At 39.9% G+C, this 25200-nt stretch carries 17 protein-coding genes and 3 rRNA genes; 4 read left to right on the top strand and 16 right to left on the bottom strand.

Going from position 1 to position 25200, the window contains the following annotated elements; translation table 11 throughout:
• Window positions 1–67: 67 nt before the first annotated feature.
• From BV60_RS0120170 to BV60_RS0120145, 6 genes are all read right to left on the bottom strand, one after another.
• Window positions 68–1747, bottom strand: coding sequence for a vWA domain-containing protein (locus tag BV60_RS0120170; RefSeq protein ID WP_029324661.1), 1680 nt, complete (start codon window positions 1745–1747; stop codon window positions 68–70).
• Window positions 1744–2517, bottom strand: a complete 774-nt coding sequence (locus tag BV60_RS0120165; protein WP_029324659.1) for a hypothetical protein — start codon at window positions 2515–2517, stop codon at window positions 1744–1746. The genes BV60_RS0120170 and BV60_RS0120165 overlap by 4 nt, the downstream gene beginning before the upstream one ends.
• Entirely contained in the window at window positions 2514–2930 is a 417-nt protein-coding gene (locus BV60_RS0120160) for a hypothetical protein (protein WP_029324658.1), read from the bottom strand. Before BV60_RS0120160 ends, BV60_RS0120165 begins: the two co-directional genes overlap by 4 nt.
• 190 nt (window positions 2931–3120) lie before the next feature.
• Entirely contained in the window at window positions 3121–3735 is a 615-nt protein-coding gene (locus tag BV60_RS0120155) for a hypothetical protein (protein ID WP_051656935.1), read from the bottom strand.
• A gap of 17 nt (window positions 3736–3752) precedes the next feature.
• Complete coding sequence (aat, locus tag BV60_RS0120150) at window positions 3753–4418, bottom strand: leucyl/phenylalanyl-tRNA--protein transferase (protein WP_029324656.1); 666 nt, start codon at window positions 4416–4418, stop codon at window positions 3753–3755.
• Window positions 4419–4499: 81 nt separating this feature from the next.
• A complete protein-coding gene (locus tag BV60_RS0120145) occupies window positions 4500–5888 on the bottom strand; it encodes a TrpB-like pyridoxal phosphate-dependent enzyme (RefSeq protein ID WP_029324655.1) in 1389 nt (462 codons plus the stop codon).
• 317 nt (window positions 5889–6205) lie between these two features.
• On the opposite strand from BV60_RS0120145, the gene nagA reads away from it, so the two are divergent.
• Window positions 6206–7336, top strand: coding sequence for an N-acetylglucosamine-6-phosphate deacetylase (gene nagA, locus BV60_RS0120140; RefSeq protein WP_029324654.1), 1131 nt, complete (start codon window positions 6206–6208; stop codon window positions 7334–7336).
• 73 nt (window positions 7337–7409) lie between these two features.
• Here the strand turns inward: nagA and BV60_RS0120135 are convergent, their stop codons facing one another.
• Window positions 7410–8303, bottom strand: a complete 894-nt coding sequence (locus tag BV60_RS0120135; RefSeq protein WP_029324653.1) for a hypothetical protein — start codon at window positions 8301–8303, stop codon at window positions 7410–7412.
• Window positions 8304–8743: 440 nt separating this feature from the next.
• Here BV60_RS0120135 and BV60_RS0120130 point away from each other — a divergent pair, with 440 nt between their 5' ends.
• Window positions 8744–9583 carry a bifunctional hydroxymethylpyrimidine kinase/phosphomethylpyrimidine kinase gene (locus BV60_RS0120130; protein WP_029324652.1) on the top strand — a complete coding sequence of 280 codons (840 nt, stop codon included), beginning with the start codon at window positions 8744–8746 and terminating at the stop codon, window positions 9581–9583.
• A 91-nt stretch (window positions 9584–9674) separates the two neighbouring features.
• On the opposite strand, the gene BV60_RS0120125 is transcribed toward BV60_RS0120130, so the two are convergent.
• Complete coding sequence (locus BV60_RS0120125) at window positions 9675–10934, bottom strand: IS110 family transposase (protein WP_029319159.1); 1260 nt, start codon at window positions 10932–10934, stop codon at window positions 9675–9677.
• 315 nt (window positions 10935–11249) lie between these two features.
• Here BV60_RS0120125 and BV60_RS0120120 point away from each other — a divergent pair, with 315 nt between their 5' ends.
• Together BV60_RS0120120 and BV60_RS0120115 are read left to right on the top strand one after the other, a co-directional pair.
• On the top strand, window positions 11250–11777 hold the full coding sequence (locus tag BV60_RS0120120) for a TIGR04002 family protein (protein WP_029324651.1): 528 nt from the start codon (window positions 11250–11252) through the stop codon (window positions 11775–11777).
• A gap of 16 nt (window positions 11778–11793) precedes the next feature.
• Window positions 11794–12390: a TIGR04100 family radical SAM protein gene (locus BV60_RS0120115; RefSeq protein ID WP_029324649.1), complete on the top strand. Its 597-nt coding sequence runs from the start codon at window positions 11794–11796 to the stop codon at window positions 12388–12390.
• Window positions 12391–12432: 42 nt separating this feature from the next.
• Here BV60_RS0120115 and BV60_RS0120110 read toward each other — a convergent pair whose 3' ends face one another.
• The 8 genes from BV60_RS0120110 to BV60_RS0120075 all read right to left on the bottom strand — a co-directional run bounded on the left by BV60_RS0120110 (window position 12433) and on the right by BV60_RS0120075 (window position 25198).
• Complete coding sequence (locus BV60_RS0120110) at window positions 12433–14574, bottom strand: ATP-dependent helicase (protein WP_029324647.1); 2142 nt, start codon at window positions 14572–14574, stop codon at window positions 12433–12435.
• A 162-nt stretch (window positions 14575–14736) separates the two neighbouring features.
• The gene (locus BV60_RS0120105; RefSeq protein WP_029324645.1) at window positions 14737–15285 is read right to left on the bottom strand and encodes a DUF4340 domain-containing protein; all 549 of its coding nucleotides are present in this window, start codon (window positions 15283–15285) and stop codon (window positions 14737–14739) included.
• Window positions 15286–17424, bottom strand: a complete 2139-nt coding sequence (locus tag BV60_RS0120100; protein WP_029324643.1) for a Gldg family protein — start codon at window positions 17422–17424, stop codon at window positions 15286–15288. It lies immediately after the preceding gene.
• Entirely contained in the window at window positions 17424–18593 is a 1170-nt protein-coding gene (locus BV60_RS0120095) for an ABC transporter ATP-binding protein (protein WP_051656934.1), read from the bottom strand. Before BV60_RS0120095 ends, BV60_RS0120100 begins: the two co-directional genes overlap by 1 nt.
• A 345-nt stretch (window positions 18594–18938) precedes the next feature.
• Window positions 18939–21796 (bottom strand): 23S ribosomal RNA (locus BV60_RS0120090).
• A gap of 285 nt (window positions 21797–22081) precedes the next feature.
• A 5S ribosomal RNA gene (gene rrf, locus BV60_RS0120085) occupies window positions 22082–22199 on the bottom strand.
• Window positions 22200–22262: 63 nt separating this feature from the next.
• Window positions 22263–23807, bottom strand: a 16S ribosomal RNA gene (locus tag BV60_RS0120080).
• The 16S, 23S and 5S rRNA genes sit together here, the layout of an rRNA operon.
• A gap of 299 nt (window positions 23808–24106) precedes the next feature.
• Window positions 24107–25198: a metallophosphoesterase gene (locus BV60_RS0120075; RefSeq protein ID WP_029324640.1), complete on the bottom strand. Its 1092-nt coding sequence runs from the start codon at window positions 25196–25198 to the stop codon at window positions 24107–24109.
• Window positions 25199–25200: the final 2 nt, after the last annotated feature.

Below are 25200 nucleotides of genomic sequence, written 5' to 3'. Positions count from 1 at the left end.
TATAGGTCTTCCGATCTTTCCATATAGAAATATTTTGCGATATCGCTATCTACTGTTCTGATCGTCCTTATAAATTAACATTAAACAGATTTCTTAACTGGTTTACAACATCATCGCTGTTGGCTTTGATTTGTGCAGCTTCATTTATATTAGAAAGAGTTTCCAAATCTTTTACATCATTATAATTATACGCAATAGTGTAGACCGGAATCTTAAGTCCTCCTACCACATCAGTAATTCGCGATAATGAATATCCGGCGTTTTGTTCTCCATCTGTAAGTACAAATAGCATGAGCTTGGCATCCGGAATATCCTTTGCATAATCCTCAAGCATCTGCATACCTGTAAGTACAGCATCATAAGTAGCAGTTCCACCACCAGCCTGTAGTTTCTTTACCTCCCCGGAAAAATATGCTCTCTGGGTTGCATCAAACTGAGCAATCGGCAGATTTATTGTTACATCATTCTCGTAGCTAACAAGTCCAATATGATGATCCGAACTAATATATGTCGATGAACTGATAAGTGACTGCTTCAAGGAATTAAGAGGTTCTCCGTCCATGGATCCAGATACATCTGCTACAAAAACAGCAACAATCGGTCTTCCACCATTCTTGTTCTGTTTCCAAACTTTCTGCGCAGCTATATAATCTGCGCCGGTCATACCTATATCCTGAGATACATAATCGTTATGAAGATTAAAACCTTTAGTTGTCGCAAGTTTCTGCATATCAGGCAGAAGGCAAAAATCAACAAACTGCTTTGCAGCATCTTTCTTATCCGAATCCCCATCCCAATCAAAGAAATAAACAGGATGATCATGTCTTATACCAACAGGTGTATAAACATAATTCTTAAGCTCCGGTGTGTTGATATAGGCCTGTTCCTCCATAACCATGGCATTAATAATTCCCTTTGCTGCCTGATTTCTGAGAACCCCTGTAGTATATGCTACGGGTGGTGAAGTCTTTTGATATTCAAGCAACGCTTCCGTAGCTGTACTTGATAGCGGATCATTTGCATCAAATGCCGATAACATTGCAGTAAGAATATTTAATCCGGTCGCACTCGTATAAGGATTTGTATAGGCAAATTTCAGCTCATTGGCATTTGCTGCCTCAAGAACACCCTTTACGGTAACATCCCCATGAGTTTCAGTATATTTTTCATAAACATCTTTCTTCATGAGAATTCCTGCAGTATTACCTGCAAGTCTGTCAGTCAGCATTTCTGATTTATAACCTGAAGCATCCAGCATTTTTCCAAGAGCTTCGTTGCTGGGTATATAAATATCAGGCTTATAGGCATTATTTGATACATAGGTCACAGCTTCTCCTGATGAGATTTTTCTCACCGTTACGGACACATCTTTTCCTCCGGATGTAAATCCCGACTTGTTAAATTTATCAGCCACCTCATTTAGCCAATCATCAGGTGCCGATCCCGAAAATTCAGAAGGTGCTGCAACTTCAAGATTTATCGTTCCATGACCCTGTACTGTAACAGGAAAAGTATCAATATCGGCAAGTGTATCAGCTTCAGCCACATCCTCCGAATATATGTCCAATACAGGATTTTTGTTTTCTGTAACATCAACCTTTGTCATAAGGGATGTCAGCTCTTTTTTTGCCTCATCCTCAGTAAGCTTGCTGACAGTGCCTTCGGTATAGACACTGTTGCCACAGCCTGCAATCATTACAGTAGACATCGTAACTGCGACTATGCGTAAAAGTAATCTTTTCTTCATCTATAGATTCCTCCCTCTTGTATCTGGTCTGTAAGTATTTTTTTATAGCTCTCAACCTCTTCTATCGTACCGCCATCTTCTCCCTGGGAATTAAGGAACTGACTGACAGCCATCATAAAATTCCTTGTTGTATCAAGAAGCTTTTTGTTATCTTCCGTACATTTTTTGGTTGTAGCAAGCATGAGTGATTTGTCATTTTCGCTTCTACTGTCAAGAACTATCATAATATTGATAAGTTTTCTTACATTACGACATATATGCTGTTCTACTTTATCCAATACTTCCTCAGTATCTCTTAAAGCATCTGCACCATTGCTATCAAGAAGCTCCTTGAGCTTAGCCTGATATCCATCCATGTCATCCATATTTACATAAATTGCATTAAGTGCCTCTGAAATATGAGCATCACCATTCCAATCCGACGATTTTTCCTTAAGGTTTTCTCTTATTCTGACCGGATCAAGTTCTCCTTTCATCTTAAGGTCAGGCCCTTTATCATTTTGAACTTCCCTGATTATTTCTTCTTTTCTGCCTTTTGCGTAAGATGATGCAAGAATTATCAGGATTGCAGCAAATACAACTCCGCTGACCAAAAGTATAATACCGGTTATTGAATTAAGAACTCCATACATTCTTATCCCTGAATACACTATGATAGTATCCTTGAAAAGTAATACCACAGCCTTTAATAAGCAGGCTGTCACAAGTATCACTCCTGATATTTTCATCATTCCGCTGTATTTATTATTTCCCATCCCCTGTCCGCTCATTTCATTTTCCTCATTGAAATCTCCAACTCTCTACACCTTTCAAGAATTTCTCCTGCAAGCACTTCCTTTTCTGAGCTTTCTATAACTTTCGTTGATAATGATACATCATCCAAAAGCTTTTGGATAATTTGCTTTTCCTGTACAATCAATAGTTTTTGTTGTTCCAATGTAACAACCGTTAAATTAGCATCAGAATCTGTCTTAACTGCTTCCATATAGCCATCAACTTCCTCCTCAAGCTTATCAATTCTTGATAACAACTGTATAAGCCTTGGTATAAGAAGTCTCAGTTGTACATAATCCTCATCCTTTGTCCACTTGGAAATGCCGGTCAGAATATCCTGTACGGATTTCTGCAAAGTCTGAATTTCGTACGGTATATCGGCTATTTTTTTCCCTAATAAGGTATTCATAACTGTTTTATTTTTCCTTTAATACTCTATGTGATTTTAATTATACAGCAATTATTGTTTTTATTGTTTATCCAATAGAGTGTATTACTACTTTCTAAACCGCGCTTTAAAAAAAATAGAATTTAGCTTTATCCAAAATCAGCACCACACGCTCTGCGGATGGTGCCGATTGGTTATATTTATCTGTTCTTTAATAATTTGATAAAGTTACAAGAATTCCGTCATGAGAAACCGGTACCCTATTACAATTCGTGGGGATAGCGCCATTCATAACATCTGGTATTATTGCAAATGGCTCCACTGCCAACGGTGCTCCATTTTTTATTTTTCCCTTTGTTTCAATATCATCAGATAATTCAAGGCTGGTCTGAATAATATCAACAAAAGGTAATTCCCATAACTTTACTGAAAGATCTTTTAAAGGATTGATCTTCTTTTGATCATAAATTATCCGTCCGTCACTTATTGTAAGAAGGTCATCTTCAGGTATTATGATATGAATTGTAAATATTCCTTCATCGGGATGGTTCATGATAAACAGTCTAACTTCAGAAAAGCTACAAAAGTCATACATAACCTGAATATAGTCATTATCTGCATTTTCATCAAATCCAAGTTCATAATTGTCTTCCAGCTTTTTTTGATTTATTGCTATTATCTCTTCCATTGGCATATCCATAAACTGCCAATATCCACTCAGAATTTGCATTCCCGCTGATGAAAGCTTTTTATAAAAATCCTGTAGTATATCAGCGTAGATATGATCCCTGCTACATTCTGATACTATAGAAAAATATGCCGCCACTCTTCCACCTCTTATCCCTATTCCCTATTCTTTGTATATAGCCCTTCTTCAAGGAGTTTCCTATACTCATCAAAGCTTATTTTTTCTCCACCCATGCTCTTTAAATGCTCGGTTTCAAACTGACAGTCAATCATTACATATTCATTTTCTTCAAGCACCTTTGAAAATAGTATCAGAGCAATTTTTGATCCATTTTCCAAATCAGAAAACATGCTCTCTCCAAAAAAACATCTTCCAAGGCTTACTCCATATAATCCACCCGCCAAATCACCGTCTATATAAGATTCCACGCTAAGAGCTAAACCATTGTCACAAAGCCTTTTGTATGCGACTTCCATATCGTCAGTTATCCATGTTCCTTCTTCATGTTCACGCTTTACTCTGCACCGATGCATAGTTTCTGAAAAATCCCGATTTATCCTTATGGATATCTCGTGTTTCCGCATAAATTTCCTCATTGAGTGAGATACATGTATTTTGGGCGGACGAATAATAAACCGCTCTCTTGGTGCCCACCAAAGAATAGGATCCCCCTCCGAATACCATGGAAAAATCCCGTTACTGTAAGCAAGCATCAGCCTGTCCACAGACAGATCTCCACCTATTGCCAAAAGACCATCCGCTTCTGCAAGACTTGGATCGGGAAACATTATTTTTTTATTGCTAAGCCTGTAAATTGGCATAATAATCCCTTATACACTCCTTTTTGTCCGGAATCTCATTATCTTGCATTAAGTAAAAATACATAACTGTTGGCGTTTAAATTATTCCTGTGTAAAGTCCACTTTTGGTAATTTGGCAAAGCTCTCTTCCAGCTCTTTATCTGTTGGAATATAATCTGTCATTTCTCCATCATTATATTTCTGGTATGCCACCATATCAAAATATCCTGTTCCGGTAAGACCAAATAAAATAGTTTTTTCCTCGCCTGTCTCTTTACACTTAAGTGCTTCATCAATAGCTGCTCTGATTGCATGACTACTCTCGGGTGCGGGCAAAATACCCTCTACTCGAGCAAACTGCTCAGCTGCTTCAAAAACAGATGTCTGCTCAACTGATATCGCTTCCATGTAACCATCATGATACAACTGCGATAAAACAGGACTCATTCCGTGATAACGAAGGCCACCGGCATGATTTGCAGACGGTATAAAGTTACTACCAAGTGTGTACATTTTTGCGAGTGGACAAACCATTCCCGTATCGCAGAAATCATATGCAAATTTTCCTCTGGTAAAGCTTGGACAGCTTGCAGGTTCAACAGCCACAATCCTATAATCCTGCTCACCTCTAAGTTTTTCTCCCATAAACGGAGAAATAAGTCCACCAAGGTTAGAACCTCCTCCGGCGCAACCTATAACGATATCCGGCTTAATTCCATATTTATCAAGCGCAGCTTTTGCTTCAAGCCCTATAACTGACTGATGAAGCAGAACCTGATTTAAAACACTTCCAAGAACATATCTGTAGCCTTCCGTTTTTGTCGCAACTTCCACTGCCTCTGAAATAGCACATCCAAGGCTTCCGGTTGTTCCGGGATGCTCCGCATTTATCTTTCTTCCAATTTCCGTATCCATTGAAGGGGATGGAGTAACGCTTGCCCCATAAGTGCGCATAACTTCACGCCTGAAAGGCTTTTGTTCATATGATACTTTTACCATATAAACCTTACAATCAATATCAAGATAAGCCGATGCCATGGATAAAGCTGTTCCCCACTGTCCTGCACCGGTTTCTGTCGTTACACCCTTAAGTCCCTGTTTCTTAGCATAATATGCCTGAACTATAGCTGAATTTAGCTTATGGCTTCCACTAGTGTTATTTCCCTCAAATTTATAGTAAATCTTTGCAGGTGTTCCAAGCACCTTTTCAAGACAATATGCTCTTACAAGCGGTGATGGCCTGTACATCTTATAAAAATCCTGAATTTCCTGCGGTATATCAATATAAGCAGTAGTATCGTCAAGTTCCTGCTTTATTAGCTCATCACAAAAAACCGGTTGAAGATCTTCAAATCCCATAGGTTTTCCTGTAGCAGGATTAAGAAGCGGCGCAGGTTTATTTTTCATATCTGCTCTCACGTTATACCACTGCTTCGGAAGTTCATCTTCTTCCAGATAGATTTTGTAAGGTATTTTTTCTTTGCTACTCATGTCTGCATCCTTTCTATTTCATATTATCTGTCGTTTTATTTATTACATTATAGTCAATATTAAAGGACAAATCTCCCTATTTTCTAAATAATAACGTCACTTATCTTATTTTTTTATTTAATATGTGATTTCATTATTGTTTTACGACCTTTCAAACCTTGTAAAATAGGAAAAACAGAACTAAACTTTATACAAATAGAACCATAAATCCTATCCCCCGATATCGTCTAAGTACGCAATATATCACCGGTAAACAAAGCCGACATTAAAACGGGGATTATGTCATATAAAACCTTTTTGGGATGAGGCTAATTATTATGAAAATCACAGGTGCGAAAATATATACAGATAATCATGTTTTTGAGGAAGGTACTATCTATACTGATGAAGACCGTATTTCTCCATTTTCGAATGACGATATGGTATTAGATGCTGATGGATTACTGGCCATACCCGGACTTGTAGACATTCATTTTCATGGCGCTGTCGCCAATGATTTTTGTGACAGCGATATTGAAGGAATTTCTACCATAGCAAAATATGAGGCGCAACATGGTATTCTTGCTATTTGTCCCGCCACTATGACTTATGGTGAAAATAAGCTGTCAGAAATAATGAAAACAGCAAAAAAATACTATCAAACCAGAAACTCTGATCCCTCAGCAGCTACTTTCGTAGGTGTCAACATGGAAGGTCCTTTTATCAGTCCCTATAAAGTTGGCGCTCAAAATCCTGATTTTTTACAACTACCAAATGGATATTTTTATGAAAAATTGCAAAAGGACAGCGGTAATCTCATTAAACTTCTGGATATGGCTCCTGAGCTTACCGGGAGCATGGATTTTATAAAAGAATACTCCAAAGAAGTAAATATTTCCCTGGCCCATTCAAATACAGATTATGATACGGCAATACTGGCTTTTCATAACGGTGCAAGGCATATGACGCATCTATTTAATGCCATGCCCGGAATTAATCACAGAAATCCGGGTCCTATAGTAGCTGCAAAAGAATGTAATGCTGAAATTGAAATCATAGCAGATGGTATTCATATTCATCCTGCAATTGTTCGATTGGTTTTTGATATGTTTGATGAAGACAAAGTATGTCTTATTTCAGACAGTATGGAAGCTACGGGTCTTCCTGACGGGGAATACCATCTCGGAGGTCAGAGTGTAACCGTTTGTGGTAACAAAGCCACCTTAACAAATAATGAAAGCACCATTGCCGGTTCTGTGACAAATCTTTTCGATTGCATGAAAAATGCAGTTCAAAACATGGATATTCCAATTGAAGCCGCGGTAAGGGCAGCATCTGAAACCCCTGCCAAAGCTATAGGAATCGATAAAGATTTTGGCAGTCTCTCTATCGGAAAATACGCAAATGTCCTTTTAATTGACACCGACATGAATATTAAATGCATCATCAATAAAGGAATAATATTGTAATATTGTAATTTAATTATTTTATATTCTTAATAACGTATTTTATAGCTAAATAATATTGAAATTTCAGAATTTTTTAGAATAAATCCAGCGTACTATCTAAATATATTTCTTCTCTCACATTAAGTATATACTCGGTTTTTGTCATATAATACAGCAGAAATTCAAGGATTATGGCACTTCCTAAACTACGGCCTTCTATCTTGAAGTTTGAAAATCCTTGCGGCACATATAACTTTTGAATATCATCTAATGAAATAAAACCCGGATTTTTCATTGCATCTGAAAACCGATACCCTTTTCCGGAATCAGGTGAAACACAGATATGGTCTTCACAAATATCACCAAGACTTTTTCTGCTTACGTTTTCATAACATCTTTTTCTATCATAACAATCAAACCAACAACATTCATTACACAAAAATTCCACTTTCTGCTTTTGTGCATCATTCAAGGCATTGAGTTTTTCATATTTTTTATTTAGACGAAAATCCGGAACAACATATCGAAACTCATCCCTGTTTAATTCATCACAAAAATACCTAAACTCCGTTATTACCTTCGTTGTTGATGATACAAAATAAAATCCCGGATATGCATCCTTCAGATACTCAAGAAGCAGGTCCGAGTGTATTATGATTCCGTTTTCTACATCATTATGTTTTTGAAATAACTCACACAAGCTGTTGCATCTTCTATCTGAAAGATGCTCCTTTCGAAGCAGAGAATTACTAAATGTGAGCCTTGCTGATATGCCATATTCTCTCATTAAAGATATTATATTCTCCGGATCCTCATCTCCATATCCAACACGTCCGCCTCCCCAAATGCAATCACCCGGTGCCCCATAAATTGAACCTATCTCACACCAATCATAAAAATATTCTCTGTGTCTTCGAAAAAGGGAAAGAAAAATTTTGTAAAAATCATAAAACTCAAATAAACCCGGTAAATGATAATAAACCATCATGTGATGCCCTCCGGCTAAATAGAAATTTCATCAGAACATTATATCAGATTAATTGGCGAGACCAGACAACACCGGGAAGGAATCCACTGCCCAACGCCGTCTGGCCTCTATGTTTTTTCCAATGAAGGTAGAGATTGTTTCATCTCTTTTATGTTTATATTTTATAAGTTTCATTCTCAACTGCATAGTAGCTAAAACATAAAAAACAATCGTTTCTGAAAGATATATCCAATATCACTTTCAAATTGCATGACTATTCACTATATATAGTTAATATTATATTTTTTATTCGAAAGACAATAATTCAACCCGTGAATCTGGTCATATACAAAATATCATTTTTGGATATTTATATATATCCAAAAATACAATATATTTGCACGTAAATAGCAAAAAACATGGTTAATAGATGCGTTTGGGGATTGGAGAAATAATTGATTATGAGAGTTGCAGCAATAAATGATTTATCGGGATTTGGAAAATGTTCACTTTTGGCAGATATTTCTATAATGTCGGCATTGGGAATAGAAGTTTGTCCTGTTCCAACAGCTATATATTCCGGACAGACAGGTTTTTCTTCGTATTACATGCATGATACCGGTGACCTGGTTAAGCGTTTTAAAGAAGAATGGGAAAAAATGGATGCCTGCTTTGATGGCATTTTAACAGGCTATTTGCCGCATAAACAATCAGCAGACTATGTTATTGATTTTGTAAAATCATTCAAAAGAAAAGATACTCTTTTACTGGTCGATCCTGTTATGGGCGATGGCGGCAAATACTATTCAAATTTTTCAAACGGAATGCTTTCCAGAATTAAAAAGCTAACATACGATGCAGACATAATAACTCCTAATCTCACAGAATTGTGCATTCTTGCAGGCATAAATCCAAATCAGCTTATTAACGATGCAGATAAAAAAGACAAGCTCCGAAATATCCTAGATATTGTTGAAAAAATAAGGATATCCTCTCATCAATCTATTATTGTTACGGGCATTCAAACTAACAAAAACGAGCTAAGTAATCTTGTCATTTCACAAAGCAATACAGAAATCATTCCTTGTAAATATAACGGCTTAAGTTATTCCGGAACAGGCGACACTTTTGCTGCTTTGCTTTTAGGATATTTGTTTAACGGAAATACAATATACGAAGCCGTATCTAATGCTACTGAATTTATCAGTAATGCCACTAGTGTTACCAAATCTGTAGACCGAAATTACGGCATAGATTTTGAAAAAATATTAGTCAAAAACCAAGGAGGAACAAAAGTTTGAAACAGAGAGGTAGCGGATAGGAATAAAGTTTAGGGCATGACAAATAAACCACCTGGAGGTGGTCGAAAAATTAAATATTTAGGCTAAAGATCTACGATGTCACTTCTGCAAGATCATCTTTGATGATAAAACCTCTGGACTTCAATAGATTGAGAGCCTGAGTTGTTGTAAGAGTTTTCTTCTCTTCAGCAGGCTTCTGAATAAGATAACCATCATGGGTATAGGACTTAAGATCTGTGAGTATGTGCCAGATAGCGGTCAGGAGCATACGGCAGATGGCAATGATGGCTTTCTTGTGACCACGATGTGATTTAATACGGCGATAACGTTCTGTGATTTCAGGATGCTTCTTGGATTTGATCAAAGCATTTGCAACTTGCACCAATACTGGTTTAAGATAACTACCAGCACGGGAAATCCTAGTGGATTTGATTTTGAAATTGCTTTGGTCATTGCGTGGACAGCAGCCAGCCCAGGAAACAAGGTGCTTGTCTGTGGGGAAGACGGACATATCGCCACCTATTTCTGAAAGTATCTGTATTGCCGTGAATGGATTTTTATCCAAACCCGGAACTGTACGAATCAGGGCAAGAGCATCGTTGTATGGATCAGAAACACGAAAGATTTCCCGCTCTATTTCATTCTTGTGTTTCTCTAACTCATCTATGTGATCCAGACATTGGCGAAGCTTGATTGCTTGTTCTTCACAGATTGCACCATCAACGGCAGCCTGGATTTCTTCAATTGGATGCTTACATCGTCTGTCAACAAATGGAGAAACATCGAAACATTCTCCGGGATGCTTAAGAATATATTCAGTTATGGATCTGGAAGATTTTCCAAATACATCAGTGAACACTTCATCAAGTTTAAGATTTGATACTGTGAGACAATTAAGAGCGCGATTCTTCTCACCTGTGATCATACAGGAAATCTTGAATCGGTATCTCACCAGATCTCTAAGATGACGGATGTCAGCTGGTGGAATGAAGGAAGGCTTGATCATGTCGCACATGAATAAGTCACATATCCATTTTGCGTCCTTACGGTCGGTCTTATTACCTTTTTGTGGTTTTGTATATTTGGGATGAGCAAGTACGACATTGCAAGTCTTTTCAAGGATATTAAAAACAGGTATCCAGTACTTGCCGGTAGATTCCATGCAGACATCAATGCAATGATGCTTGGTAAGCCACTCAGCAAGTTCACGCAATCCTCTTGAGAAGGATGAGAACCTTTTCTCAAAATACTCAGTGCGGCCATTTGCATCGGTAATGCCAATGCATGCAAAGATCCAGGTTTTGTGGACATCAAGTCCACAGCAGTTCTTTCGAAAGATTTTAAATGCCAATAGATAACCTCCTGTCAAATTTTATCGTTGTAATGCTGACAGTGACTGGTCATCCGGCGAAATCGAGACAACTTCGGAAGAGATAAGTTTACGGGCTACGTTATGCGCCATTCGTTGATGCCTTTACAGATGACCGACAACATATAAGTATGCGAGGTAGCCGCTATACCGCCCCGCCACTCACCTCCACGTGTTCTGTAGTGTGTCAGCCTTACAAACAAAGAATAAAACAGGAAACTTTAAAATAGAAGATGGTGAAAGACGCAGGGTTTCATAACCCCGTTGGTGTCTTTCACAGAAAGACGGTTAATAAGTATGAAAAAGAAAAACACAAACTCTAAAACGCGACTACTGTCGCTCACTGCTGTACTTATCGCATTGACAACTATTTTTACAGCATATATTTTCCATATCCCCGTGGGGATTAATGGAGGCTATGTACATTTCGGAGATGCCATCATTTATCTGGCAGCGGCCATGCTTCCTACTCCCTATGCTATGGCTGTAGGTGCTTTAGGCGGTGGTCTTGCTGATCTACTTACAGCACCTATGTGGATGTTGCCCACTATTATAATAAAAATGCTCATAGTATTGCCCTTTTCCAGCCATAGTAACAAGCTTTTGTCAAAGCGCAACATGGTTGCTCCCCTCTTATCATTCTTTATTTCAGCAACAGGTTATTATATTGCCGAAATGATTTTATTTGGAACTAAAACTGCTTTGATATCAGCTTTTTCAGGCAGCTTTGTTCAGTCCGGTGGAAGCGCACTATTTTTCTATCTTGCAGCAACAGCTCTAGACAGTACCGGCATAAAAAGAACAATATTCGAATTCAACAATTAAGGAGACAATACAACGAATGGCAGACATACTATATACATACAAAAATTCAGTGTACGCTAACATTACAAATAAATGCAACTGCAGCTGTACATTCTGCATACGCTCGCTTAAAGATGGAATAGGCAGTGCAGATACCCTATGGCATCAAAAAAATCCCACTGAAAAAGATGTCATAGATGCCATAAAAAATTATGACTTTACCGGTTTTGATGAATTGGTATTTTGCGGATATGGGGAGCCTACCTGTGCACTGGACATACTTCTTTCAGCAGCAAAAATCGCCAAAGAAGAAAAAGGACTAAAAACCCGATTAAACACAAATGGTCTCGGAAATGAAGAAAATGGCAGAAATATCGTTCCGGAACTATCGAAAGTAATAGACAGCATTTCTATAAGCTTAAATGCCCCTGACAGCGAAAAATATGAAGAGGTATCAAGACCAAAATATAGTAATGCATTTGATAAAATGGTAGATTTTGCATCAAAATGCCACAAGGAAATAAAAGATGTGAAATGGTCCATTGTCGATGTTCTTCCGGCAGAAGATATCGAAAAATGCAAACAGTTATCCAAAAAAACCGGAATAGCCCTAAGAATACGGCATTTTTCCTAACATAACATGAATAATATTTCTCAAAAATATAAAAGGGAATGACTATTTTAGAGTCATTCCCATAACAAAAGCAAACGGATATGCAAAAAGTCTCTCATTTCCATCATCAAACACCACAGAAAACTTCGATGGCACATTATCTTCGTCATACATAACATCTGTTATTATTCCGTCTCCATATTTAGGTTGCCTTATTTGTTGACCAATAATCAAATCAGTAGGATATTGCTGAGAATCATTTTGTTTCTTTGCACCTGATTTCAACTGCTTTTTTATAGAAGCTTTCGCTTTCTTAACAGTTTCTTTTATATCTTTTTTTTCGCTCTCAGAAACCTTAGTAATTTCCTTAACAAAGGTAGCTTCTTCATCGTTATATGTAAATATATTAAGTTTACTTCTGGCTCTTGTCATCCCTACGTAAAATATTCTGCGTTCTTCTTCATAATCACGCTTCTCCTGAAGTGATACTCTACCCGGATTCTCTAAAACTTTATCCGGAAATACACCATCGCAGACATCCATCAAATAAACCTCGTCATATTCAAGTCCTTTACTTGAATGAATTGTTGATAGGATGAATTTTGCCTTGTAATCCGGTACCTTGTCCCTCAGTATCTCCTGTAGTTCAAATAATCTTCGCAAAAACCCGTCAATCGTTTCTTCATAACCTGCCAGCATCTTCAGAATAAATACTTTGTTAGTATCAAGGTGATTATCCTCCATGTATTCACCATAACCCATGTATTGCTCAATCCTCGTAAGAGCTTTATATGGTGCTTCATGCCTCATATTCATCAAATGAGTTCTCAACGATCTGCACTTGCCCTTAACTCTTGCATTTATCATATCAGTATCTTCTACCATATCAAGAATCTGTGCATTTTCAGCATGTGCCATTCTGCATAGTCTTTCAGCTTGCGGTTTTTTCAGATATGTTTGAAACTTAAAATATACCTTCATAAAAAGCTCACTATTATACGGATCCATAGAAAAACTCAGAATATTTACGATATCCATTACAACACGATGAGTAAAAAAGGCCATATCCACACTTTTTATTCTGTAGTGAACACCTTCTCGCTCAAAAATATCTACAAGTGGTAGAATACTTTCATTGTCTCGGTAAAGTACAGCTGTCTGAACCTCAATGTCTTTAGCCGCCTTATAAAGATAATTATACTGATTTCGTCTACTGTTAAGCCTGATATAATTAATTTCTGAAGCCTTTTCTTTTGTAGGTTGCATATGCTTATCATGGCGCATTGTATTGTGCTGTATAAATCGATCAGCAGCTGTAACAATATTAGCATTAGAACGGTAGTTTCTGTCCATCACAAGGACCTTTGCTCCCGGATGTTCTTTTTCAAAATTAAGCAACGCTTCCGGATAAGCAGCCCTGAATCCATAGATACTCTGGTCTTCATCACCTACCATGAAAAGATTACCGCTTGAACCTGCCAAAAGTGATATTATCATATGCTGTATCTTCGACGTATCCTGCGCCTCATCCACGCATATATATCTGTACTTATTTCTGTAAAAAGCTAATAGCTCAGATGATGACTTAAGCATCCTGTATGCATAGATCATCTGATCATCATAATCCATGCATTTCCGTTTTTTCAGTTCATTATTATATGCTTCATAAATTGCGTAAATATCTGTCTCTGCCTTTTCCTCAAGCTGTAAAATTTCCTCCTTTGAAAGCATCATATTTTTGCAATAAGTAATCAATGTCCGAACATTTTTTATATCACTTTCTGTAGGATATGCCTCGTATATTCTCACATAGTTTTCTGTAAGAATTTTGCCAATAATCTTTTCGTCTGTTATAAGATCAAAAGCATTTTTTCCAATAATTCTACCGTAATGTGCTATGATTTTGGCACATATCCCATTAATTGTCCTAAACTCCAAACGTCCAGAATAATCATCTCCAAACAAATTCTCAAATCTATGTGCCATATCCCTTGTAGCTGCCACTGTATAAGTAAGTGTCAACACGTTTTCAGGAGCTATTGACTTGCAGTAAAGCATGTAACCAAGCCGGTTTACAAGCACCGTTGTCTTGCCACTGCCCGGTACTGCAAGTAATAGCACAGGTCCATCCACAGTTTTAACCGCAACAAGTTGCTGATCGCTAAGATGATTTATATATCTGCTTAAAAAATCATTTTCTGTCATTAATAATGTCTACCCTTTGTAAATACTAACGTTAAAAACTACTGTTAATTAGTCCAGAATTCTTAATATCTGTTCTACAAACTGATGAAACAGCTACATTAGGATAGCACATCATTAAAAAAACTTCAGCATACAAACATATTTCCGTTAATTATTAATTATTTAATCGTTTTTATTATCTGCTTTAGTCTTTATCTCATCAAGAGTAAATTGATAGTTTGTATGTATACTGCTATCAACAGTATATACGACACTGTCATCATCAACGCTGAGATAATACTTATTTGCGGCTGAATTGTAGCTTCCAACCTTGATTTTGTGTGAACTTCCGTCCGAAAGCGAAGCGGTTATAATAATAGAAGGATTATCAAGTCCATAATCAGCTAAGTTGTCAGCCTTTTCGATTATCTGATCTGAAGTAATACCTTTAATGCAATTTATTTTTTTTGCCAGTTTATCTTCATCTATATCTTCATCGGAATCTTTAAATTTCCATTCTTCACCATCTTTCACCACTTCAAACTCACCATTGGAATTTACTACTTTAAGTGATGTAACATCTGTATTCTCTGAAATGGAAAGTGCCGTATATCTAGGTTCGCTTTCTTTAGCCTCCGCTCTTTTGTTATATGCTTTCAATCCAAAATAACCTGAAGCAAAAACTATCAGACATATCAATAAAATAAATAATTGTATTTTTTGACTCTTCATTTATCTCTTTCTCCTTGAGATCCATACTCCAAGACCGCTTGCAAAAATAAGAACAACCGTCAAAAGCATAATCAGCATAAAGAATATCGCAGTCTGCCCTGCCATAGTTATCGGTGAATCAGCCGCTTTAGAAGGAATTGTAACCAGTTCAACATCAAAACTTACAAGTGATTTCAAGGTATTTCCAAATAATATAAGGTTGTTTCCATGAACCATCTGATCAGCCTGATCTGTAAACATATCAGCAGAAGAATAAATAACTGCTGTAGAAGATCCTGAATCAAGTGTTTTTACAGCCTTTAATCCTATGTCCCATTTCCCCGCATTACTCATTTGAAGATTATCTTCAGCATTTGCTGATAAATACTGAATATAAGCAGAATCAGATGTAGTCAAAAGCTCGGTTACTGTCACCCCATCTTTCTCCGTATATGAAAGTGGCTGTGAAAGAGGAGTGAATACCGCACCTGTTGTTTCGGAATTCACACCATTTGTGATATCATCATTTCCTACAACCGGCAGAAGATAATAAGGTGTCTGTGATGCAATATATCTGTTACTGTCATTTTCCATAAGCACTCCGGGTTCCACTTTCACCCCATAGTAATCCAGAATTTTCCCGAAATTATCAAGCGATCCGTTTGTCTGGTAATAAGTTGTAATCAGTACATTGCCGCCATTATCCAGATATTTTATTACCGCATCTGCCTCCTGCTCGTTATAATCAACAGCAGGTGAATTCAGTATCAGGAGATCGCAATCTGAAGGAATTTCCGTTGTTGTCAGTAAAGATATCTCTGTGATATCCATGTTATCTTTTGAAATAACATCATTAAAAGAATCTGAAAAATTTCCTTCCTTATGTCCGGTTACAACATAAGCTTTCATTAATTTATCCTCAGGCAAGCACACATACTGAAGAGCGTATGTAATTTCACCTTCTGTGTCATAGCCTGTTACAGTCTGTTGATACGTCTGATAATTTACACTTGTTTCATACATATCATTATAGTTAACCACCCTGCTTCTGCCTGTATTTTCATTTACAACTATAACGCTGGAATAATTAATATCACTATCGGTATATTTTTTTGCAAGTTGCGGATTGATTACAGGATCTATGTACTCAAGTTTGATATGATCATTAAGAGCAGTATAATGCTTTAGAACTTTTTCAATCCCCTGATCCTTTGTGCTGTTATTATTATCATCTTCTTTTGCGAAAAAATACAAAGTCACATCATCATTTATGCCTGTAACCACGTTTTTTGTAGCGTCCGATAATGAATATATATTCTGGGCTGTAACATCTATCTCTCTAAAAGTATCCGGAATCTGCAAAGCTGCCATATTTGCAGCAATCACAACACTTATCATTACAATTATTGATACGGTACTATAGGCACTGATACTAAAGTTTTTCTTTGAGACAGAGTATCTGCGCTTTTGAATTATCTGCACAGTTAAGAAGAGAAACAGAATTGTCACAGTAATAAAATAAACAACAGATGTAATATCGCAATTACCTGTCATCATATTTGCCATTCTTGTAGAAAAATCAATGGTTGATGCAAGAATGGTTTTTAAAACTTGTGAATTTGACTTATCATAAAAATTTACACTAAGATTACAAATTACAATTGTTATTATTGAAATAACCGCGCAGATAAGTGGGTTATCGGACAAATTTGATATAAATAAACAAATAGCTATCAGCATTATTCCATAAAGAAAAAATCCAAGTAAACTTGTATAATTCCATATAAACGGAATGGTACCAAATTTCGTAAGTACAACAGGAACTATGCAGAATAATGCTGTCGGAATTGCAAAAACTGTTGATATAGCAAGAAATTTCCCAATAACGATACTGTACACCGAAACAGGTGCAGTAAGAATCATCTGATCCGTTTTGCTACGTCTCTCTTCAGAAAATGCCCTCATACACAAAATCGGTATGGTAAACATCAACCCCCAATATCCCAAATTATATAAAGCACCATTTATATTGTTTGACAGTCCAAGCAAATTGAACATTATAAAAAACAGTGAAAAAAGTGCAACAACTACACCAATAAAAAGCGGCCCGATAAACGAGTGCATATATGATTTGAAATCTCTTTTAAAAATTGCGAGCATTATTCGTTAACCTCCCCTTCTTCTAAAGATGCTCTATTTATATTTACTTCGTTTCCTTTCTCGTCTCTTATCAAATGCCTATCTTTTTCCTCATTTGCTTCTGATATTAGACTCTTTTCTTTTCGGTCTGTTCTCATTTCATCTGGTACAGTGCTCTTTTCTGTATCTGAAAGCATGGTGTTTTTTTCGGCAAAATGTTTCTTTTGCTTTTTCTCTTTTTGATCATATGCAGGTGTCTGACTTGTAACTTCAAGGAAAACATCTTCCAATGTTTTTTTCTCTACTTCCATTGAAAGAACCGGAAGACCTGCCAGTGCGAGAGCTTTGGCTACATCTGTACGAATATCTCCTGCTTCGCCATTAGTTACAGATACCTCATAGCTTCCTTGTGTATCCGGTTCCTCTGAGATTGAAATATCAGAAATACTATCAATAGCCTCCAAAGTACTTTTGATAAGTTCAGGATTGCCAAGAATAGCCATATTGATACGTTCTTTTCCCTGAAACTTGGCTTCAAGTTCCTCAGGAGTTCCTTGCTCCACAAGCTTACCGTGAGATATTATCATTACATCGTCACAGACTTCATTTATCTCTGATAGAATATGTGAACTCAAAATAACGATATGATCTTCTTTCAATGATCGTATAAGACTTCTTATCTCAATTATCTGCTGTGGATCCAGCCCTACAGTGGGCTCATCAAGAATTATGACCTCAGGGAAACCAACAAGTGCCTGCGCAAGACCTACACGCTGTTTGTATCCCTTGGAAAGATTACGTATCACTCTGTCTTCATATTCACCAAGCATTGTCATTTTTAAAATCTTTGAAATCTGATCTCTGCGTTCTTTTTTAGGTACTTTTTTTAATTCCATCGCAAAGTCAAGATATTCACGTATAGTCATATCCGTATATAATGGTGGCATCTCCGGAAGATACCCTATATGTTTTTTAGCGGATTCTGCATCCTTCAAAATATCATGTCCATTAATTGTAACTGAACCTTCATTTGGAGCTATATATCCTGTCATAATATTCATTGTCGTGGATTTACCGGCTCCGTTTGGACCTAAAAAGCCGTAGATTTTCCCTTTTTCAAGAGAAAAAGACAGGTGATCCACTGCTTTATGATCACCATACGTTTTAACAATATTTTTTACTTGTATCACAACATTTTCCTCCCAGTAAAAATTCGCACAAAAATATGTCCACTCATCAAGTAGACATGCATAACTCACACCAAGCTTGCTAATACATTGCCCAATGATCTACTTAGATTAAAATATCTTTGCACGAATTTTAGTGTACTACTGTGATAAATTTTTATTGTGATACAATTTAGAATTATGTGTGAAAAAAATGTGTCCACTCTATTAGCGCCTGCTACATCATTCTCAAAAACAAATTGGCATTAAAAAAGAGATAGTCAATTGACTATCTCTTCTGCATTTTGTACCTTCAAAACCGAACACTGAATACTTCATCTTCAATCCGTTATTGTTCTATATCCTTTTTTGGACAAGCCCTCGACCTATTAGTACACATCAGCTGAACACGTTACCGTGCTTACACCTTGTGCCTATCTACCTCATAGTCTCTAAGGGGTCTTACTGCAATAAGCAGGGATATCTCATCTTGAGGGGGGCTTCACGCTTAGATGCCTTCAGCGTTTATCCCTTCCGGACTTGGCTACCCAGCCTTATGCATCTGGCGATGCAGCTGATACACCAGCGGTCCGTCCATCCCGGTCCTCTCGTACTAAGGACAGCTCCTCTCAGATATCCTACGCCCGCGCCGGATAGGGACCGAACTGTCTCACGACGTTCTGAACCCAGCTCGCGTACCGCTTTAATGGGCGAACAGCCCAACCCTTGGGACCTGCTACAGCCCCAGGATGCGATGAGCCGACATCGAGGTGCCAAACCACTCCGTCGATGTGAACTCTTGGGAGTGATAAGCCTGTTATCCCCAGGGTAGCTTTTATCCGTTGAGCGATGGCAATCCCACTTTCATGCCACCGGATCACTAAGTCCTACTTTCGTATCTGTTCCACCCGTCGGTGTCACAGTCAGGCTCCCTTCTGCCTTTGCACTCTGCGAATGGTTTCCGTCCATTCTGAAGGAACCTTTGAGCGCCTCCGATACCCTTTCGGAGGCGACCGCCCCAGTCAAACTCCCCGGCAGACATTGTCCCCGGACCGGTTTCACGGTCCTTGGTTAGAAACCCAGTACTATAAGGGTGGTATCCCAACAGCGACTCCATGACAACTGACGTCATCACTTCACAGTCTCCCACCTATCCTGTACATACAGTACCGAATCCCAGTATCAACCTGGAGTAAAGCTCCATGGGGTCTTTCCGTCCTGGCGCGGGTAACCAGCATCTTCACTGGTACTTCAATTTCACCGGGTGCATTGCCGAGACAGTGCTCAAATCATTACGCCTTTCGTGCGGGTCGGAACTTACCCGACAAGGAATTTCGCTACCTTAGGACCGTTATAGTTACGGCCGCCGTTTACTGGGGCTTAAATTCAAAGCTTCGGTTGCCCTGACCTCTCCTCTTAACCTTCCAGCACCGGGCAGGCGTCAGCCCATATACCTCACCTTTCGGTTTCGCATAGACCTGTGTTTTTGCTAAACAGTTGCTTGAGCCTCTTCTCTGCGGCCTGCTCTCGCAGGCTCCCCTTATCCCGAAGTTACGGGGACATTTTGCCGAGTTCCTTAACAATGCTTCTCCCGCCGGCCTTAGGATCCTCTCCTCATCCACCTGTGTCGGTTTACGGTACGGGCTGATGATACGCAATAGTGGCTTTTCTTGGCAGTACGTCCATGTGCTTCACTACTCTTACTTCGTTCCCCCTTGCGGGACCGGTCTTTCCTTTCCCGGCTCACACTTTCGTCCTGCGTCCCCACAGTTCTGATATCATCAGGTGCAGGAATATCAACCTGCTGTCCATCGACTACGCCGTCTGGCCTCGCCTTAGGTCCCGACTTCCCCAGGGCAGATCAGCTTTACCCTGGAATCCTTGGATATTCGGCCTGGAGGATTCTCACCTCCATCTCGCTACTCATTCCGGCATTCTCTCTTCACAGCGCTCCATCGCTCCTTACGGTACGACTTCGACGCTGCTGTGAATGCTCCCCTACCGATTACAAGTACCCGTAGATACTTGCAATCCCCAGACTTCGGTGTCGTGTTTCAGCCCCGGTAATTTTCGGCGCAGGACCTCTCGGCTAGTGAGCTATTACGCACTCTTTGAATGTGTGGCTGCTTCTGAGCCAACATCCTAGCTGTCTGTGAAATCCCACATCCTTTTCCACTTAACACGCACTTTGGGACCTTAGCCGTGGATCTGGGCTCTTTCCCTTTTGACTGTCCAACTTATCTCGTACAGTCTGACTCCTGCGCTCAGCCATACTGGCATTCGGAGTTTGATAATCTTTGGTAAGCGGTGAAGCCCCCGCGGATATTCAGTGCTCTACCTCCAAATGGCATGCTACAGGGCTAGCCCTAAAGCTATTTCGGGGAGAACCAGCTATCTCCGGGTTCGATTGGAATTTCTCCCCTATCCACACGTCATCTCCACCCTTTTCAACGGATGTGAGTTCGGACCTCCACAGCCTTTTACGGCCGCTTCATCCTGCACATGGATAGATCACCCGGTTTCGGGTCTATGTTATGTGACTCTCGCACTCTTCACACTCGGTTTCCCTCCGGCTCCGGACCTATGGCCCTTAACCTCGCCGCATAACATAACTCGCCGGACCGTTCTACAAAAAGTACGCGATCACTCTCATAAGGAGCTTTCGCAGTTTGCAGGCACAGGGTTTCAGGTTCTCTTTCACTCCCCTCCCGGGGTCCTTTTCACCTTTCCCTCACGGTACTATGCGCTATCGGTCACTAAGGAGTATTTAGCCTTACGGGGTGGTCCCCGCTCTTTCAGACAAGGTTCCACGTGTCTCGTCCTACTCTGGATACTGACTCGCTTCGGACAATTTCGCTTACGGGGCTCTCACCCTCTCTGGCAGGTCTTTCCAGGACCTTTCTGCTATCGTCCTCCATCGATCATTCAGTCCGAACCCCGGGTGCAAGCACCCGGTTTGGGCTCTTCCGCGTTCGCTCGCCGCTACTTACGGAATCACGGTTGTTTTCTCTTCCTCCGGCTACTTAGATGTTTCAGTTCACCGGGTTCCCTCCACATGCCTATGTATTCAGCATGCAGTGACAGGAGTTCTTCCTGCCGGGTTGCCCCATTCAGATATCTGCGGCTCTCAGTGTATTTGCCACTCCCCGCAGCTTTTCGCAGCTTATCACGTCTTTCTTCGGCTCTTAGTGCCAAGGCATCCGCCCTGCGCCCTACATAGCTTGACCAGCTATATAGAACTTTTGGTCCATTTAATAACCACGTTCCCGCATATATCTGATATAGCGTTATCGATATATGCTCGTTTATGTATTGCTACATTGTTTTTTCTGGATCTCGGATCCTGATCATATGATCGCAGATCCGTTCGATGTCTTTTAATCGGATTCTCTGATTAAAATGTTTTCTTCAGTATTCGGTTTTCAAGGTACAGACTTCTGACTGTTTTACCAGTCATCAGGAAACGGATCTTCCTCTGTTCCCTCATCACTGTTAAAACTTCTTCTTTTTATATCCGGCAGCCACCTATCCTCCCATGCCGTCTCCAGCATAGTACTTTCGGCCGATAAGGTCTTAACCGTCGTGTTCGGGATGGGTACGGGTGTTTCCCCTTTTCGCATCGCCACCGGAATTTTTCTGTTGCCACCGGCAACAAAACAGTAATGCAACTCCCTACTTCTTCCTCTTCCTTAGAAAGGAGGTGATCCAGCCGCAGGTTCTCCTACGGCTACCTTGTTACGACTTCACCCCAGTCATCCGACCTGCCTTCGACGGCTCCTTCCTTGCGGTTAGGTCACCGGCTTCGGGCATTTCCGACTCCCATGGTGTGACGGGCGGTGTGTACAAGACCCGGGAACGTATTCACCGCAGCATGCTGATCTGCGATTACTAGCGATTCCAGCTTCGTGCAGGCGGGTTGCAGCCTACAGTCCGAACTGGGTCGTTATTTTTGGGATTTGCTCCCCCTCGCGGGTTCGCTTCTCTTTGTTACGACATTGTAGCACGTGTGTCGCCCAGATCATAAGGGGCATGATGATTTGACGTCATCCCCACCTTCCTCCAGGTTATCCCTGGCAGTCTCCATAGAGTTCCCATCTTACTGCTGGCTACTATGGACAAGGGTTGCGCTCGTTGCGGGACTTAACCCAACATCTCACGACACGAGCTGACGACAACCATGCACCACCTGTCTCTACTGTCCCGAAGGCCTACAGACATTACTCTGTATTCAGCAGGATCTCAAGATCTGGTAAGGTTCTTCGCGTTGCTTCGAATTAAACCACATGCTCCACCGCTTGTGCGGGTCCCCGTCAATTCCTTTGAGTTTCATTCTTGCGAACGTACTCCCCAGGTGGAATACTTAATGCGTTTGCGCCGGCACTGAAGGACTTCGTCCCCCAACACCTAGTATTCATCGTTTACCGCGTGGACTACCAGGGTATCTAATCCTGTTTGCTCCCCACGCCTTCGAGCCTCAACGTCAGTTGCTGTCCAGTAAGCCGCCTTCGCCACCGATGTTCCTCCTAATATCTACGCATTTCACCGCTACACTAGGAATTCCGCTTACCTCTCCAGTACTCTAGTCATACAGTTTCCAAAGCAAGCCCACGGTTGAGCCGTGGGGTTTCACTTCAGACTTGCATCACCGTCTGCGCTCCCTTTACACCCAGTAAATCCGGATAACGCTTGCCCCCTACGTATTACCGCGGCTGCTGGCACGTAGTTAGCCGGGGCTTCTTAGTCAGGTACCGTCATCTCCCCGAAGGGTCTTTCTTCCCTGCTGATAGAGCTTTACATACCGAGATACTTCTTCACTCACGCGGCGTCGCTGCATCAGGCTTTCGCCCATTGTGCAATATCCCCCACTGCTGCCTCCCGTAGGAGTTTGGGCCGTGTCTCAGTCCCAATGTGGCCGTCCGACCTCTCAGTCCGGCTACAGATCGTTGCTTTGGTAGGCCGTTACCCCACCAACTGGCTAATCTGACGCGGGCCCATCTCGTACCACCGGAGTTTTTCACACTGTGTCATGCGACACCGTGCGCTTATGCGGTATTAACAGTCGTTTCCAACTGTTATCCCCCGGTACGAGGCAGGTTGCCCACGCGTTACTCACCCGTCCGCCACTAAGGATATACAATCTTTGACCGAAGTCTCGGAAGCGTATATTCTCCGTTCGACTTGCATGTGTTAGGCACGCCGCCAGCGTTCATCCTGAGCCAGGATCGAACTCTCACGTTTAAATGTTCTATCAGGATCTCTCCTGATCTCGTTCGTCTGACCAGAACTTAAGCTTGGCTTTTGTTCTGTCCGTTTTTACCTTGTTAGGTTTGTTTTGTTCTCTGAATATTCTTTTTGGAATTTTCAGGGTTGCATTACTATTTCATTGTCAATGTGCTGTTTGTTTCGCTTGGCTTGTCGCTCAAAGCTCAGTTAGAATATCATGCTAAATAAGCTGTGTCAATAAAAAATTTAAAGTAAAATTCTTAATAAATTCTTAAGACGAATTTGAACCATCAAAAAAGCCTTGAAAATACTGCTTATTCCTCAACATTTATAATGACATATTCAGATTTAGTTCCGGACTTGAATCTGATTGCCCAATCAGATATGCCTGATGTAACGATAAAATTGGTTTCATTCAGTTTCTTATATCCGTATGTCATATCATTCACCCCAAACCACTCTCCCAGGTAGGTAATGGGTATGAGCTGTCCACCATGTGTATGTCCTGATACTACAAGATCTGCAGCTGTCGCTGCCTCATTTGCATAATCATTTGGCTGATGATCAATAACAATTATGTACTTATCTGTATCCAGTCCTGTAATGAGCTCATCTATGCTTTTACGAGAATCATATCCTTTATCAAGTCTTCCTACAATGTAAAATCTGTCATCTATAAGACTACACTCATCCTCAAGAACATGAACCCCATTGCTTTTAAGTATCTCTCTTAATTCCTGTCCCGTGAAATCTCTGCCATTATAATAGCCTTCATCATGGTTACCGAATGAAAACCAGACACCATATTTAATCTTCAGTTTTCCCAACGCATTGCAGGCCTTTTGTATATCTACTTTTTTTGTAGAATCATCAACCATATCACCCGCTATCAATAAAACATCCGGTGCCTGTTCCTCTATAGTTTTCATCTTCTCCGCAAAACCGTCACCATCAAAGGTCGTACCTAAATGAGAGTCCGCAAACATAGCAATTTTCAGTTTCCCGATAGCCTTATCCGTATGAATATTATAGGTTGTTTCCCACACGTTATTACACAGATAAAAAGATACTCCCAGATATATAACAGATGTAATAACAGCCAATAATCCCCATAAATTACCTTTATAGTCTTTACCGGTGTATTTTTTTACCACTTTGCCTATTATTCCAAATAGTAAGAAAAACATCAGCGTGCTTAAAAACACTACTATTCCATCAACTACTGACATGGTATAGCATATTATCAAAAATACTGAAGCAATTATAACAGAGGATAGAATTGAACCCGCGAGCTTGTTTTTTTCCACAATTCTATTAATCGCACTGAATCTGGAAATCTGTCCAATCATATATACCGCGCCTACCACAACCAGCGCAATTGCAACAATAAAGACGATAAGCCACATAG

The organism is Butyrivibrio sp. AE3004 (assembly GCF_000703165.1).
GTDB lineage: Bacteria > Bacillota > Clostridia > Lachnospirales > Lachnospiraceae > Butyrivibrio.
Note: the sequence above shows the minus strand (reverse complement) of the source record. Positions and strands in the feature narration are given on the sequence as shown.

Bases quoted from the DNA above. Each gene is read 5' to 3' on its own strand.
- BV60_RS0120170 (WP_029324661.1), bottom strand. From the start codon at position 1,747: ATGAAGAAAAGATTACTTTTACGCATAGTCGCAGTTACGATGTCTACT.
- BV60_RS0120165 (WP_029324659.1), bottom strand. From the start codon at position 2,517: ATGAGCGGACAGGGGATGGGAAATAATAAATACAGCGGAATGATGAAA.
- BV60_RS0120160 (WP_029324658.1), bottom strand. From the start codon at position 2,930: ATGAATACCTTATTAGGGAAAAAAATAGCCGATATACCGTACGAAATT.
- aat (WP_029324656.1), bottom strand. From the start codon at position 4,418: ATGCCAATTTACAGGCTTAGCAATAAAAAAATAATGTTTCCCGATCCA.
- BV60_RS0120145 (WP_029324655.1), bottom strand. From the start codon at position 5,888: ATGAGTAGCAAAGAAAAAATACCTTACAAAATCTATCTGGAAGAAGAT.
- nagA (WP_029324654.1), top strand. From the start codon at position 6,206: ATGAAAATCACAGGTGCGAAAATATATACAGATAATCATGTTTTTGAG.
- BV60_RS0120135 (WP_029324653.1), bottom strand. From the start codon at position 8,303: ATGATGGTTTATTATCATTTACCGGGTTTATTTGAGTTTTATGATTTT.
- BV60_RS0120130 (WP_029324652.1), top strand. From the start codon at position 8,744: ATGAGAGTTGCAGCAATAAATGATTTATCGGGATTTGGAAAATGTTCA.
- BV60_RS0120120 (WP_029324651.1), top strand. From the start codon at position 11,250: ATGAAAAAGAAAAACACAAACTCTAAAACGCGACTACTGTCGCTCACT.
- BV60_RS0120115 (WP_029324649.1), top strand. From the start codon at position 11,794: ATGGCAGACATACTATATACATACAAAAATTCAGTGTACGCTAACATT.
- BV60_RS0120110 (WP_029324647.1), bottom strand. From the start codon at position 14,574: ATGACAGAAAATGATTTTTTAAGCAGATATATAAATCATCTTAGCGAT.
- BV60_RS0120105 (WP_029324645.1), bottom strand. From the start codon at position 15,285: ATGAAGAGTCAAAAAATACAATTATTTATTTTATTGATATGTCTGATA.
- BV60_RS0120100 (WP_029324643.1), bottom strand. From the start codon at position 17,424: ATGCTCGCAATTTTTAAAAGAGATTTCAAATCATATATGCACTCGTTT.
- BV60_RS0120075 (WP_029324640.1), bottom strand. From the start codon at position 25,198: ATGTGGCTTATCGTCTTTATTGTTGCAATTGCGCTGGTTGTGGTAGGC.